The sequence below is a fragment of the Bacillus nitroreducens genome (assembly GCF_964021195.1).
Genome location: NZ_CAXHYI020000003.1, coordinates 3,143,705 through 3,158,159, shown reverse-complemented (window position 1 = coordinate 3,158,159; position 14,455 = coordinate 3,143,705). Strand labels below are relative to the sequence as shown.

19 protein-coding genes are annotated in these 14,455 nt (G+C 34.8%); 3 read left to right on the top strand and 16 right to left on the bottom strand.

The features are described from left to right. Positions 1-260 precede the first annotated feature (260 nt). The 13 genes from ACWPVE_RS19315 to ACWPVE_RS19255 form a co-directional block, all read right to left on the bottom strand. Positions 261-1,262, bottom strand: a complete 1,002-nt coding sequence (locus ACWPVE_RS19315) for an LCP family protein (RefSeq protein ID WP_453996209.1) — start codon at positions 1,260-1,262, stop codon at positions 261-263. After that, on the bottom strand, positions 1,255-1,779 hold the full coding sequence (locus ACWPVE_RS19310; protein WP_453996207.1) for a sigma-70 family RNA polymerase sigma factor: 525 nt from the start codon (positions 1,777-1,779) through the stop codon (positions 1,255-1,257). Before ACWPVE_RS19310 ends, ACWPVE_RS19315 begins: the two co-directional genes overlap by 8 nt. 606 nt (positions 1,780-2,385) lie before the next feature. Then, positions 2,386-2,823 carry a VOC family protein gene (locus tag ACWPVE_RS19305; protein ID WP_453996205.1) on the bottom strand — a complete coding sequence of 146 codons (438 nt, stop codon included), beginning with the start codon at positions 2,821-2,823 and terminating at the stop codon, positions 2,386-2,388. Positions 2,824-2,858: 35 nt separating this feature from the next. After that, positions 2,859-3,281, bottom strand: a complete 423-nt coding sequence (locus tag ACWPVE_RS19300) for a VOC family protein (RefSeq protein WP_453996203.1) — start codon at positions 3,279-3,281, stop codon at positions 2,859-2,861. 161 nt (positions 3,282-3,442) lie between these two features. After that, positions 3,443-4,363, bottom strand: coding sequence for a putative RNA methyltransferase (locus ACWPVE_RS19295; protein WP_453996201.1), 921 nt, complete (start codon positions 4,361-4,363; stop codon positions 3,443-3,445). Between the two features lie 292 nt (positions 4,364-4,655). Further along, positions 4,656-5,120, bottom strand: coding sequence for an NUDIX hydrolase (locus ACWPVE_RS19290; protein ID WP_453996199.1), 465 nt, complete (start codon positions 5,118-5,120; stop codon positions 4,656-4,658). 5 nt (positions 5,121-5,125) lie between these two features. Beyond that, positions 5,126-5,755, bottom strand: a complete 630-nt coding sequence (locus ACWPVE_RS19285; protein ID WP_453996197.1) for a histidine phosphatase family protein — start codon at positions 5,753-5,755, stop codon at positions 5,126-5,128. Between the two features lie 276 nt (positions 5,756-6,031). Continuing rightward, on the bottom strand, positions 6,032-7,048 hold the full coding sequence (locus ACWPVE_RS19280; protein WP_453996195.1) for a DUF3231 family protein: 1,017 nt from the start codon (positions 7,046-7,048) through the stop codon (positions 6,032-6,034). A 291-nt stretch (positions 7,049-7,339) separates the two neighbouring features. Next, positions 7,340-8,623, bottom strand: coding sequence for a group II intron reverse transcriptase/maturase (ltrA, locus tag ACWPVE_RS19275; RefSeq protein ID WP_453990256.1), 1,284 nt, complete (start codon positions 8,621-8,623; stop codon positions 7,340-7,342). A gap of 529 nt (positions 8,624-9,152) precedes the next feature. Continuing rightward, positions 9,153-9,335, bottom strand: a complete 183-nt coding sequence (locus tag ACWPVE_RS19270; protein ID WP_453997643.1) for a PH domain-containing protein — start codon at positions 9,333-9,335, stop codon at positions 9,153-9,155. A 240-nt stretch (positions 9,336-9,575) separates the two neighbouring features. Then, positions 9,576-10,004 (bottom strand): DUF5412 family protein, encoded by a 429-nt coding sequence (locus tag ACWPVE_RS19265; RefSeq protein ID WP_453997641.1) that lies wholly within the window; start codon positions 10,002-10,004, stop codon positions 9,576-9,578. Between the two features lie 509 nt (positions 10,005-10,513). Then, on the bottom strand, positions 10,514-10,741 hold the full coding sequence (locus tag ACWPVE_RS19260) for a hypothetical protein (protein WP_453996193.1): 228 nt from the start codon (positions 10,739-10,741) through the stop codon (positions 10,514-10,516). Positions 10,742-11,443: 702 nt separating this feature from the next. Further along, positions 11,444-11,668, bottom strand: a complete 225-nt coding sequence (locus ACWPVE_RS19255; protein ID WP_453996191.1) for a hypothetical protein — start codon at positions 11,666-11,668, stop codon at positions 11,444-11,446. Positions 11,669-12,067: 399 nt separating this feature from the next. Here ACWPVE_RS19255 and ACWPVE_RS19250 point away from each other — a divergent pair, with 399 nt between their 5' ends. From ACWPVE_RS19250 to ACWPVE_RS19240, 3 genes are all read left to right on the top strand, one after another. Then, positions 12,068-12,298, top strand: coding sequence for a DUF1659 domain-containing protein (locus ACWPVE_RS19250; protein ID WP_453989973.1), 231 nt, complete (start codon positions 12,068-12,070; stop codon positions 12,296-12,298). 36 nt (positions 12,299-12,334) lie between these two features. Further along, positions 12,335-12,550 carry a DUF2922 domain-containing protein gene (locus ACWPVE_RS19245; RefSeq protein ID WP_453996189.1) on the top strand — a complete coding sequence of 72 codons (216 nt, stop codon included), beginning with the start codon at positions 12,335-12,337 and terminating at the stop codon, positions 12,548-12,550. A 65-nt stretch (positions 12,551-12,615) separates the two neighbouring features. After that, positions 12,616-12,789, top strand: a complete 174-nt coding sequence (locus ACWPVE_RS19240) for a YvrJ family protein (RefSeq protein WP_453996187.1) — start codon at positions 12,616-12,618, stop codon at positions 12,787-12,789. A 178-nt stretch (positions 12,790-12,967) separates the two neighbouring features. On the opposite strand, the gene ACWPVE_RS19235 is transcribed toward ACWPVE_RS19240, so the two are convergent. The 3 genes from ACWPVE_RS19235 to ACWPVE_RS19225 form a co-directional block, all read right to left on the bottom strand. Then, positions 12,968-13,231 carry a DUF3986 family protein gene (locus ACWPVE_RS19235; RefSeq protein ID WP_453996185.1) on the bottom strand — a complete coding sequence of 88 codons (264 nt, stop codon included), beginning with the start codon at positions 13,229-13,231 and terminating at the stop codon, positions 12,968-12,970. A 133-nt stretch (positions 13,232-13,364) separates the two neighbouring features. Beyond that, positions 13,365-14,024, bottom strand: coding sequence for a GAP family protein (locus ACWPVE_RS19230; RefSeq protein WP_453996183.1), 660 nt, complete (start codon positions 14,022-14,024; stop codon positions 13,365-13,367). Between the two features lie 184 nt (positions 14,025-14,208). Further along, positions 14,209-14,385, bottom strand: coding sequence for a DUF2187 family protein (locus tag ACWPVE_RS19225; RefSeq protein ID WP_453996182.1), 177 nt, complete (start codon positions 14,383-14,385; stop codon positions 14,209-14,211). Between the last annotated feature and the right edge of the window lie 70 nt (positions 14,386-14,455).

The following is a 14,455-nucleotide window of genomic DNA, read 5'->3' as shown; positions in this document are numbered from 1 at the left end:
CATAGATACGCTTTTTCAACTGGTATTATTTCATATGAAATATCGATCTATTAATTCACACCTTTTAATATCATCCTACTCATTATAATCATTTCTTCGTACTCTAACAATTCTCCACATTCTATAATTAACTCCAACCACCAAAAGGTGCATCCATCCATTATTAGATAAACGCACCTTATACATAAATAGGCAAATATCTCAAATGGAGTGAAATAGCATTTAAATAAAATCTAACACTCCTACTGATTATTTTTGATTTAGTCAAATGTGGTTAACTCTTCAGTAACAGAATGTAAAAACTCTTCTTCAAATTGAATATAGAAAGTTTCATCTATTGTGCTATTTTTCATTCCATCGATTAAAGAGACGAATTGCATAGATGGTAATTCTTTATTAGACTCTAGCCATTGTTCAATCGGAATATTTCCAGCTATTTTACTTCCGAATTGTTTCAATTCACTTTCTGGCAATATGCTGATTGTTTGATTGATGACTGTACTGATGATATTTAATAGATGTTCTTCATTTAAGCTACTTTCTACTGTAGCATCCATCAATAATGCCACAACCTCTTCTCCATTCAAACGTTGCTTTCCCTTTACGAATTCAAATGCCACTTGAGAAATAGCTCTTACTCGAATATCTTCTTGTAACTCGTATTCGATACCATTAACTGAATCAACCATGTTTGAAAAGCTTTCTAGATCGATAACAGCATAATAATCAATGGGGAGGTCAAAAAGCTTTGATACTGTTGTTTTGACATCTTCCGCTCCCTCCAAACTATTTACATAAGCATGTGATAATTTATCATAAGAAGTGGCTTTATCATGTTTATCTACTATCGGAGAATACGTATCACGGGGAAGCGATAGAAACTTTATTTTCTTTTTATCTTTGCTATACGTAAGTAAAAGGTTAACAGGTAATCTGTCATTTTCATCTTTCACCATAACCAGAATGCTAGAATACTCTTTTTCTGTGACTACCCCACTCGCATTATTTTCGTTGTTCTCATTATAAAAATTTCCTTGCAGAAGTGAAGGCATAAACAAAACAATACATAAGCCGACCACCAATATAGACGCTGTAATAACAGAGATTTGTTTTGAAAACGGAACTTTAGATTTCTTTTGTGTAGAATTGCTTTTCTCGATTCTATTAATTTGTTCAAAAACTTTCTTACGGTCTTCCTTCGTAAACGTTAACTCTTGAAAAGGCATATGATTGAGCTTATCTTTCATCCGTTTATCATCCATAAAATTCAGCCTCCTTAATGATTGACTTTAGTTTTTGTCTTGCTCTACTTAATCGAGTTTTCACTGTATTAACAGAAATATCTAATACACTCGCAATTTCCTCTGTTTTTAATGATTCATAGTAGTATAGATAAATCACTTCCCGATACATTTTCGGAAGAGAAAAGATATTCTCTTTGATTTCTTCGCTGTTATACTTATCTACTACCGATTTTTCTGTTGATGGTAAAATAGATCTTGTCGTTTCATTAATAAAACTTTTGACTTGTACCATCCTGAAATTCCAGCTTCTTAAATAATCTTTACATTCATTAATGGTGATGCGATAGAGCCATGTTTTGATTTTTGATTCATGGCGGAACGTATCAAGGTTTTTATAACATTTGATAAATGTATTTTGAACCATATCCTTTGCAACCTCAGTATCATTCACATAAGAATAGGCTAATCGTACCAACTCATTTCCATATTCAATCATTAGATTTTCTAGTATGTAATCCTTTTCTTCTCTGTCCAATCTACTACCCTCCCATTCTACTTCTTTCAAATTTTGCAATTAGACGATTATGGACTCAAAAGAGTTTCAATTTTACTAATCATTATTTATAAATATCGTTCTAAAGTATATTTAACTTAATAAATTTATGAGGCTCTCATAAAAATGTGGATAAAAAGCAAAAAGAGAGGATTTCAAAGTTGTGTCTATTCAATACAAAACCGTAGCGTGTAATAGTAGTCAAAAGTTGCGCAGCAACTAAACGCTTGGATAATTATAACATTTAAATTAACTACAATTAGGAATAAATGAGCATTAAAAAAACCTCAGCTTGTGAGGTATTTTTCATTCTGATTCTCTTTTTAGTTTATTGGATTGCTTTTCTAACCATTTCTCACGAGCTATCAGACCCCAAGTCCCACATCCAATCATTACGATGGCAAATCCTAAATATATCCAGTGCATTTGATAGCTCATTTCTATTTTGATGAAAGCCAATCATCAAGCTTCGATCTATACATTAACAATTATACCATAAAAAGTAAGAATTTCCTTTACCTTCAATCTATAACCATCATCACCTCGTTTAGAGCTTGAGCAAGAAATTCTTACTAAGGTATGAGTATATTATGTGATATCCTCAGCCAACTCCAAGATTATCCCCTCCGGACCACGAACATAACATAATTTATACTTATCTTCATATTGCTGGATCTCACTAAATATTTCCGTACCCTTCTTTTTCAGTTTGGCAACAACCGTTTCAATATCTTCAATGTTAAATGCAATATGGCGAATTCCTAGTGTATGTGCAGAGGCTTGCTGAATTTTTGATTCATTAGAAGGGGAAATAAATTTAATTAACTCGATCCACGTCTGATCTTCTGGGCTTGCCAATCCTACACACGCTACTTTAACGTCATCGAGTCCAACTGCATATCCCATCAAATCTCCTTCCATCTCCCATTCTCCTTTTACCTCGAGTCCAATATCGAGAAAAAATGATGTAACCGCAGAGAGATCGTTGACGATGATTGCTACATGGTCTAATCTTTTAATTGTCATTTTCCAGCCCTCCTTTGATGCACTTCATTTAGCATCTACTCTTTTATCTCCCAGTGTGGATTGCATACGATTTCCCATAGATGGCCATCTGGGTCTTGAAAGTATCCAGAATATCCACCCCAAAATGTGTCATGTGCTGGGACAGTAATGGTAGCTCCAGCTTTTTTTGCCTGTTCCATGACCTGATCTACTTCCTCTTTACTATTTACATTATGCCCAATCGTAAATTCGGTAGGACTGGGTCCTGTCAACTCAATCTTTGCATCGTGTGCAATATCTTTACGATTCCAAATGGCAAGCTTTAGGCCATTTTGTAAGTCGAAAAAGGCAACAGCACCATGCTCAAACTCTGTACCTATTATCCCTTCTGTCACAAATCCCAGTCCGTCACGATAGAATTCTAATGATTTTTCCAAATTATCTACACCCAATGTAAGTACAGTCATTCGTGGTTTCATAAATGGTAGATGCCTCCTTATTTTTACACATACTCCTTAATATACATGTTAACTCATACCAGATATTCTTTTCAAAAGTATCTTCGATTAACCATTTTTGACTTGGATTATGAACCAAAAAATCCTTACTTCACGCTTTTGAAGTAAGGATTTCTAATTATCTATTTAACTACTGGATTCAAATTAATTATCTGATTTCTACCTATTAATATATCAAAATCAACCGTAATTTCGATGCAATCCTTCTGTAAATATGAATGTACTCGTTCCTCTGATGTTGACCATGTTAATGGAGTCATTTTGACCAACCATTCAATCGAAGGTTTAGGTAGGTTCATCTTATAGGTTAGTCTAGAGTGATCAACACATTCATAACTCTCCGTAAATCTTTCCACGGACCCTGAATTAGAGTACGTTTGTTTTTCAGATAAAGGAAAAAGATGTTCCCTCAGCTCTTGTAAATACCCGCTCTGTGGGACAATTTTAATGACGATTCCGTCTGGTTTTAACAATCTATTAAATTCACCATAATTTGATGGGGATAAAATATTCAAAATCACATCAAACTGATGATCCTTAAATGGAGTGTTTGCAAGGTCAGCCACTGTCCAAATCTTATTTGAATAGTTTTTAGCAGCAACCATAATCCCTTCCTTTGAAATGTCCACTCCAACGCCTAGTACATTATCCGAAAAATTTGACCTAACCATCTCGCATATCGTTGAAAGATGTGAACCCTCCCCACATCCCATATCAAGTATCGAAATCTTGTCTTTTGACTTGCCAAAATGTTTATTTAATATATTTGAAATTGCTTCATGTAATGGTTGGTAAAAGGCACCTTTCGTAATCAACTTGCTTCGCGCTTCAAAAAGGTCTTTACTATACTTCGTATTCTTTACTGCATTCGTCGTCAAGTTCAAATAACCTTGTTTGGCAAAATCAAACGTATGGTGATTTATACAGATTAAACTTTCATAATCAGTCACCTTCATAGACGCTTTACATACTGGACATGCGAACATTCCTTCATACGCGCTCACATATCTTGCACTTTTTATTTTCTTATTCTCTTGTAACAAAGAAGCCACCTCATTCATTCGTTATTAGATAAATGAAAAAAGGCATAGACAAATAAACCTACAACATATTTCTTTAAAAAATATGTGTTGGTCTCGGTTAAAGTCTATACCCTTTTTTATCTTAAACGAATGTGATGAATCATGATATGAACTCCTTTTTTAGCTAGATAGGGTTAAACCCTACTATTTATAATAACGAGGCATACACGTTTTGGCAATGTTTTTCATACAACAAACTACACCGTTTAATCAATTCAAGCTTCAGATCAATGGCCTAATTCAGTTTAGCAGATCATTTTGGATGCATTGCCCAATCTGTTATATACTTTATAAAATAATCTTTCGTGTCTTGATGAGTGAGTAGTTCAACTACATCGTCTTTTTCTATGAACGTAATTTTACTAATTTCATGATCATTTGGTATAAGGGAGTTTATATCACCTAAAAATTCTACTAGAAACATAGTTGTTTCTTGTTTTTGATACCCAATTTTATTTTGCCTATCATCTGGAAAATCAAAACAAATCTTTGCGTCCAATTCTTTTACTATTTTATATTCATTAGAACCCGTCTCTTCTTGTAATTCTCGTAATAGTGTATCGTGTAAGTTCTTATCATGTTTTTCAACTCCACCTTTTACGAAGTCCCATTCCGCCTCAATTGGCTGTTTACCTTCAAGAGTAGTGATGTGGGATTTCTGTACCATTAAAAATTTTGTTCCTTGAAAAACAATAGCACCAATCGCTTTTCTTATCACTTCAATCACTTCTCTTTCTGCATAACCATTTCCCGATGTGAGATATCCCCCTCTAATACAATGTTTCTTTCATTACCATTTAATTCGACAATGGTTAGACTCGTGTCATGAATAAAAGGAGGTCCCCATAGTTTCTCTATTGGTTCATTCTTAAAGGATGCCAATAATATTTTAATCGCAACTGAATGCGTAACGATGAGAACATTTCCCGTACTGTGCTTTTTCTGGATTGAATGAATTGCCTCTAATACTCTCTTTTTAAGATCTTCAAAACTTTCCCCATTTATGGGTTTATAGACATGTGGAGTATTCCAATAAGCGTAATACTCATTTGGATATTTGTTCTCAATGTCAGATAATGTTTGACCTTCCCAGTCGCCCAGATTTATTTCTCTTAAGTTATCATTTAGAAAAACAGGAATCTCTCTTTCTCCTTTAATCAAGTTCGTAGTGGATATGGTTCTCCCGCTAGGACTTGTATAGATCGCATCAAAATCTACTTCTTTTAGCCGTTTTCCTAGTAGTAATGCATTTGTTCTACCATTCTCTGTCAGCTCTGAATCTTTCCAGCCTTGAAGTCTTTTTTGTGTATTCCACACAGTTTCTCCATGTCTTGTAATATATAAAGTTAGCAATATCCTTCCGCCTCTCATGATTATTCTAGTTCAAGATAAAAAGCTTTTAGCTTTTCTCGACCTGCTTTCTTACTAATTTCAACAACCATAAGCGAATGTCCTCCTTGATTTATCGTTTTCCACTCCTATAATTTCCCATATAACGTTCATCAACGCTAGAGTCAAAAAGAAAAGGCAATCCAAATGTCAGTCATCAGCTTACCGATCTACAGATATGATAACAATAAAAAATGTCCTTCCTGTTAAAAACAGAAGGACAGAATGTCGACTTTACTATTACTTCTTATTTCTTATTAATTCATCCCTATCCGATGCCATTGGAGGCTGTTCTAACCATTTATTTTTAATCATGATATTGGCTCCATCTTCAGCATACATCTGAACTTCTAAGGATAGCCTATTGTACATGGCGACAAGATCACCTCTAAGACTTAAACTAACAGCTGTACCGTAATATCCAATACTTAAAGGTATTAACCCATTCGTAAAGAACATCATCAACTTATCAGAAAAAGTATTGGCTGTACTATTTGTAATCTCTGAATCCCATCCCATTGGTGCTGGTAGTTTAGCTTCCTCTAGCTTACCTCTAAATAATTTAACATGTTTAGTCCCAATTTCTAAACCTTTTAAAAAGAATTGTTTGACATCCTTATCTTTTGCAACCTGACTAAATCCAGTGAGTGTAGCTATCCCTAAGGCATTTCTTTGCATATTCGCAAATAAATGATCGACCTCAGTAGCAACTAATGGTCTTTTTTCTCCAAACACATCCAACATAAATCTCTGCTTTTTAACAAATTCAACCTTTTCTAAATTTGGCAGGCTTGGGGACCGAATAAATAAGCCCTTAGATAGTAATAATTCGGTTGTTTTATCATACAACTGCATTGTTTCTTTAAGGCAATCCATGTAATAGGATTTAATATCACTTCTTACAGATGTTCCAACACTACCAGCATATGAGGTAAGACCTACCTTAGACATTTGGTTTAAAAAATTTAGTACAAAACTATCGGAATACAGTCTTGGAGCGTGTAAATCAGCATCCTCCTCAATATTAAAACCTTTGGGAATTACATATTTTTCATCTTTTAGTATTGAGGTAATCTTTTGAACATGTGATGTCGATATTTCTAAAGCATATTGAATGATAGGCTTAATTTCAGAGTCCTCAACCTTTTCTAGAAAATAAGTAAGAATACACGTACTTGCAGTATCATTTAAGTATTGACCCCAAAGCTGACCAATCTCCCCAGCCGTTAATCTAATCTGTTTATTTTCTGCATGCATACGTAACCTCCAAAAAAGTTTATACTAAAAATACCTTCTCCAGAAAATACCTATAGTATGTATGAATGATGTCAATAACCCAACTTAGATATGTACCACTAAAAATTGAATGAGATCAATATGCATTGTTTTTAATTTCGTTCGCATATAATTTCCTATATGTTTTGAGTGATTATCAAACGTAGCTTTTCAGAGGATAAGGAAGCAAAAATCGAGTAGGAGGAGGTGATTAACCTCCGACCTCTCACACCACCGTACGTACGGATCCGTATACGGCGGTTCAATTTTATACTAAGCATGTACTTTCATGTAGTGTTCTCTACACGAGATTAGCCCAAACTGGGCTAATCTTTTATTTGTTATAGTTGTAGTAAGCACCCACGAATAGGCAATGCGGACTGCTCCTTTACTTGTATGGCTATATTGGTATGCATTATGTTTGTTCATTCCAAGTTTGATTAAATTTTTCCTGCGATTTTTGGCTGTTTTCCATTTCTTCCAAATGCAAGTTCTTAATCGTACTCTAATGTGTGAATCTATATCACCTAACAATGTTTTCATATAGCCAATTTTAAAGTAGTTCACCCAGCCTCGTGTTAGTTGATTGATTCTTTCAACCTGATACTTCGTATCAACACCCCAGTTTCTCCGTGTTAGTTGTTTCAACCTAAACTTGAAGTTTTCTACTGACTTTTGATGTGGTTTTGCTTTGTACAAATCCATTTGATAATCTTTAAAGAAACCGAATCCTAGAAATTTCATGGAGGGGTCATTTGGTCTTGTCACTTTCGTTTTACTGGCATTAACAATCAAGCCTAGTTTTTCTTCTATGAACCTCGTAATTGACCTCATCACTCGTCTCGCAGACATCTCGCTTTTGACCATAATAATGCAGTCGTCAGCATATCTAACAAAACGGAGACCTCTTCTTTCAAGTTCCATATCCAACTCGTTAAGCATGATATTGCTGAGTAAGGGTGATAAGTTTCCTCCTTGCGGAGTTCCTATGACTGTTTCTTTATAGTCTTCGTTGATTTGTACTCCACTCACTAAGAACTTACGAATTAGTGAGATGACATCACCATCGTCTACTGTTTTTGATACAAGGTTCATTAGTCTATCATGGTTGACCGTGTCGAAGAAACGTTCTAGGTCAATATCTACAATCCAATCGTGACCCTCGTTTAGAAATTCTAAAGCTTGTACTATAGCCATCTCTGCATACCGACGTGGTCTGAATCCATAACTATATTCACTAAATTGCCTATCAAATATGGGTGTAAGTACTTGTGCAATTGCTTGTTGGATGACTCTGTCTTTGACCGTTGGTATTCCCAAGAGCCTAACTCCGCCGTTTGGCTTAGGAATCTCCACTCTTAATACGGGAGAGGGTTGATACTTTCTTTGGCGAATTTGTGAGATGATTTCATCCTTATTTAATGCCATATATGCCCCTAATTCCTCTACGGTCATTCCATCTACACCAGCTGCACCTTTATTCTTTTTCACCTGCTTGAATGCCAGGTTAAGATTATCCCTGTTTAGAATTCTATCCAGTAGTTTTTCCTCGTACATGCTTGTTATTTCCTTTCTGTCTCGTGAAGGCGGTATCCACTTTGTCGCTTATGTGCCAGTGGTCTATTTCCTCTTCCAATCGAGATTTCTATAACGATAAAATTGTTCAGCCCTTCGCTCCTTCTAACTTTCATTAGACATCTTCACTACTACGGCTTCTGCTGACTTCTCACTATCCAGTCTTATATCTCTATAAGATTTTGGTATAGCCTAGTGAGACCTCCCCAGTTAAGGTACGAACTCTTTCCCTCCATCTATCTGCCATATTTACAACGTATGAAACTAATGTAGCTATTGGACTTTAACTTCTTATGCAGTCTTATCCTCATACGTTGCCTCCTATATGGTTTCTGTTCGTCAGACCGGAGGTTTGCCTCGAGCTTCCTTCAGATTCCACGTCGCCATGAACACCCTTGCTTTTGGCTATGTGCTTACCGCTACAAGGTCGCACTCGGGACTTTCACCCGTTAGAGTTCGCCCATGCTGGGCGAACATAAAGAATGCCTTTGAACAAAAGGCATTAGCAATTTCATTCTTCAATTTGAATATGAGGACACCGTTTTTTTAGTTCGTTGATAAACTCTTTTTTATTATCCGGTGAAATTTTAATACTCCCCATAAATGTTGTTTTATTGAAAATTTCAAGCGCATTTCTCGAGGACAATATTCTATGACCTGTAAAAATACTATTTGTAGGTGAAACCTTTGTTATTGTTAAACCACAATCAACATAAATTTAACAAAAAACGCATCTACTTTTGAACGAAAAACCATTTGATTATCACACCTCCATTAATCTTATACGGTTCATGTGTTTTAAAGGTTTCACCTACTATTTATCTTTTTTATAAAGTTGCTGGTTTAACGTCACTCGATATGTATGACAATAGGGTTATACGAAATTAACCCGTATCTAAGCTACATTTTCATATTGGCGTACGTATTACGGAAATTAGTTATGATAGCATGTCTCAAATTGTTTTTTCATAAGGACACTTTGACAAGCCAATCCAGTTTCATGGTAAATCTCTTTTCCAATTACTAATACAGTATTTCTATTAGAATTAGGGAATTGAGGCTCTTCATTTTGAATAAACAGGGTATCATTATCCACCCATTCCAACGTAAAATGAGTTTTGGCATCACCATAGTAGACAGTTTGAACACGATTTTCTTCATCCGTACTTATGATATCAACCCATACATTCACGCCCCCAGCTGCTCCACCATACGGTTCATAATAGGCATGGGCGATATAGGCTCCTGATGGTGATGGTACTGGACCAGGTCCTTCCTGCATAGCTTGTCTATCAATCTTTGAAAAAGTAAAAAAGTACATCTCATACATATAGATGGAACACAGCAATACAACACCAGACATTGTTGTGAATAATAGTCTTTTAGGAAATGGTTTCTTTTGTATGTAAGCAATTACGATCTTTACACATAATGTCAAAAATAATATAACTGTGATGAATAATAGTAGCAGTGCCACTAAAATTAAAATATTAAAACCTCCCTCACAGATTTAAGTGTTTGATTTATTATTTATATCTCTTCTTTAATTTCCGTTAACCACCTTTTATATTCCACTACGTTCCAATCGTTCCTTATTGCCGACTGCACTGCCTCCTCGGCATATGTTAGTGCTCTATTCTTGTTTGTTTGTATTGCAAGTTCGGCCAGTCGTTGATAAAGATTTGGATTGTCTTGGAACTCTACGTTCTTTTCTAGGGTGATGAATGCATCTTCGTAACGTTTTTGAGTCAGATAAATATCCGCTAAATATTTATATACTAGTGGCGCATCATAAAAATAATGACCTAATAGGCTAAGGCTGATTGCTCAGCTGCTTCGATTTCCCCATTTGCAAGCAAGTGAGAAATGTTGTTAATAGGTTCCAAGTCTACCTGAAAATTGATTATGATAATCTTTAAGTTCGATCCCCGTTAAATCATAAAATACTTTAGAAAAATCTCCTGTTTCATTTGTCTTTTGTATGAGAAACATTAAAGCCTGCATATCGTGCTTATAAATCAGATGTTCGACTACATGATGCATAAATCTATATGTGCTATTATAATAATCTTCTTCTCGCTTAATGTCGGCAAGAGGCATTACATCATATCCTTGGCTATCTTCGAGAGTGATCGGAGCAATTCTTTGTGCAAATGCGCTTGCTACTCCTTCATGAAACCAAGCAGGAATATTTTTGGATTTATGACTAGCTATATGTAAAAAATAGTGCGCAAATTCATGTGAATAAGTATTAAGTAAATAATCAATATCATCATTCCTATTTTATACAATCAAATTGTTTTCTATAAAAACACCTTCAGTAGAGAGACTTGGGAGAAGTTGGTCGTCCGTGTGTTTGAGGTAAATGGTTAAATGTTGTTCGGAAAAATCTTGTTCTTTAAACCATAATTCTCCCCACTCTATGATTTGTGGGGTAATCTCTATGAATTTTTTTACTTTATCTCTATCTTCTGGGTGATAACGAATGGTATAAACGCCCCCTCTTCTTCTACATACTCTTTATGTTCCATGGATAAGTATAGTTCTATTATCTGATACTTAAACAAATGGATTCCCCCGTAATATAAAACAATAACCACAACAATAAACCTAATACTCTATAAATTTTTTTCTTCATATAGAACCCCTTTATTTATTATGAATAATTATAATTTTACAACATTTTACATTAATTTACTATTATGTATTTAGATGACAACACATGTGTAACAAGTAAATCTTTATCCCATAAAACAAGTAAAGGGCCTAATGACGCAAGTTCGTTACTTGCATCATTTAGCCCTAAAATTTTTTGCGTTTAGTATATTCGATTTGAATGTGTTTTTTATGTTTATTTCGAACGAACTGTTCTCTTGGAACAAATGGGATTACATTGGATCGAGATACCTTCCTTTTCTTTTCTTCATATTGTGGTTGTTCTTGACTGTACCTAGTACTCGATGTCCGCTCATACACATCGACAAAAAAGTCATAATTTGCCTTAATTGCTTCAAGTAACCTTCTCATGAATAACCCCTTCTCTACGATATAAAATGAAAGCCTTTACATATTTTTATGAATCATTTCTTTTAACGATCTTTGTTGTTATGTAACATTTCCATTTAAAACAATCGTAATTCCTCAAGCCATCCCTTTTGACAATTAGTTATGAGCACGATTTTATTGTAGTCTATTCCTCCTATAATTGATTTATGTATATTCTTCTACACACGGGGCATTTTTTCCTATCGTTTTAGGTAATATATCAGTTATTCAGATTACAAAATAATGTCCTATTATTATTTCATACAAAAAATTTAAGAAAAAAGTGTTCAACACACTAGAAATTCATGTTAAAAATTTCAAATTTGATGCCCCATTTCCCTCCTTCCCCTCTATAACATAGGTGAAAAGGGGGTGAGGGACATGGCAGTAACACAAGATATTCAACGTACACAGTTACGCTTTGTGTTTGAGAATGGATACGATGAGAAAGGGAAAATGACCTACAAAAACAAAAACTACAACAATATTAACCCTGTTGTAGCTGCTGAAGATTTATATGCAGTAGCGGTTGCGATCGTCGATCTTCAAGAATTACAACTAACAAACATTGAGCGTAATGATAGCTTCATGCTATCAAGTGATGGTGAGTAATCGTTTTGGAGAATAAGAGGAAAGGAGGAATAACAGATGGCAAAGACACTTGAAATGCAATTCATTAATGAGGATGGAAAGACGGCAACGGTTTCGATTGAAAACCCAATTGAACCTGTTGATCCAGCGGCAGTATCGGCTGCGATGGACACCATCGTTTCATCCAATGCGTTTCTAACACCTGGTGGACCGATTGTCTCTAAAAAGAGCGCACGAGTTGTGGAACGTAATGTAGAATCCGTTGAATTTTAATCGAAAATGGGCCAGCTCTCATCAAAAGGGAGTTGGCTTTATTTATAGGAGAGGAGGAACTTTTCGTGGAACATCTACTGCCTTTTATTCAAGAGGTTGGCTTTCCTGTCGTCGTGACATTCTATCTACTGCATCGAATCGAAACGAAATTAGATAGTGTCATAGACTCGATTCAAATGCTACCACAGAACATGAAGGCCGACCAATCGTCGTATGAATCGAAAAAGAATATATCGTAAGGAATGGCACCTAACGTAAATATAGTTAGGTGCCGTTTACATATCTAAATACAAAACAAGTCATTTGACGTAATAAGATAAAACTTAACTGTGAAAGTGTAGGTAAAACTAATTTATGCATGTTCATAAAACCATATCCGATTTTTATCTATCAAACCTAATTCTGAATGATACTAATCTAGATCATTTTTTGGCTTACTAGCCACTGCTCAAATTTCTTTGCTGCATCATGATAATCTAGTTCCTTGTTTTCTATTGAAAAAATTCTTATGCCAAAGTTTTTTAATTCGACATCTTGGACGTTGTTTTTATAACCATAGTGTTCGATGTCAAAATAGATGTCCCAAATGCCTTGTGATTGTCTTTTAAAAGCAACAGCTTCTAAATCATAGCCATTTTCGTAATAACCTACGTGGAAATGGTATCTATCGTCATATAACATAATCAAACACCTCACCATATAAACAAGCGTGAAATTTCATACAATCAAGAGAAATAGGTATCGTTAACTTGACGATACCAAGAAATTGTTCAAAACTCATTTATTAAAAATTTAATCAATCTATTCAGTTTTATTAGAAAGAAATGGTTAAACCATCAATGGAATACAAGATTAAGATCACTCCAACGATCGACATACTCCAAGACAGTACAGAGTTGGTACTATTTGATATTTTCTCCTGTAGTTTCACAAAGGTGGAGTTTAGCTTCTTTTGGAACAATTTGTATCCTATAAATATCATGATTCCTGGTAGAATCATAACCAGATTATAAGTTGCAATAATCGGGAGTTTTTGAGTGAATGGAATATCAATGTTCGATAGTATGCCCGTAGCCGCAAAGTACGGTAAAGCTGTGCCAGCCTCTATTAAAAAAGTGGCTATCCCAATTGCTATTATCGCAAATATACTTTGAGTTTTAGGCTTTGGTATATTGCTTTTTTTATTTTTAGGGATAAAATAACTACCAACTAATAAAATAGCACTCGTTATGAAAAGAATCCATCTACTTTGAAAAATAGTTGAAAGTGCTTCAATAATATAATTTAATCCTAACATCAGTATAATTCCTAAAGAAAAATACAAAATCGTAACTGTAAATAGGTATGCAGACAGTCTTGTTATTAATTTTTTATTGTCCGTTAAAACAAGATATAATGTAACACCGACTATGGTTGGACTTAGTGTATCTAATAAAGCCACGCCAGCTAAATAAGCTATATGATCTATTCCCAAACGTAAAATTCCTCCCTCTTACATCTCTAAATCCTTTTACGATTGTAAATTGTAAAAGGTTTCACTCATGCAGATTCCTTTTTCTGCTATATAATTTGGGAAGCTTGATCCTGGCCCCCCATTTGCTATTTCACAACTGAATTGGAAGGCCTGGAATTTTACGTTTATTTTTCTTACACAGCGTTTATTTAGTAACCTTATAATTTTTATGATTGACGATCGTAGTAATTGGCTCGTCTTTTTCTTTGTTGTGTCCGTATTCTACAACAACAGAATTTTCTCTTACAACCTTAACCGTTCCCTTATAGCTTTTCCCATCACGTTTAAATGAAATATTATCGCCAATATTAGCCGTTGCCATTTTATCACCCCCGAACTTATTATTTTCAGCCTAGTTAAAAAAATGCAGTACATATGTAAATGTAAGTTGT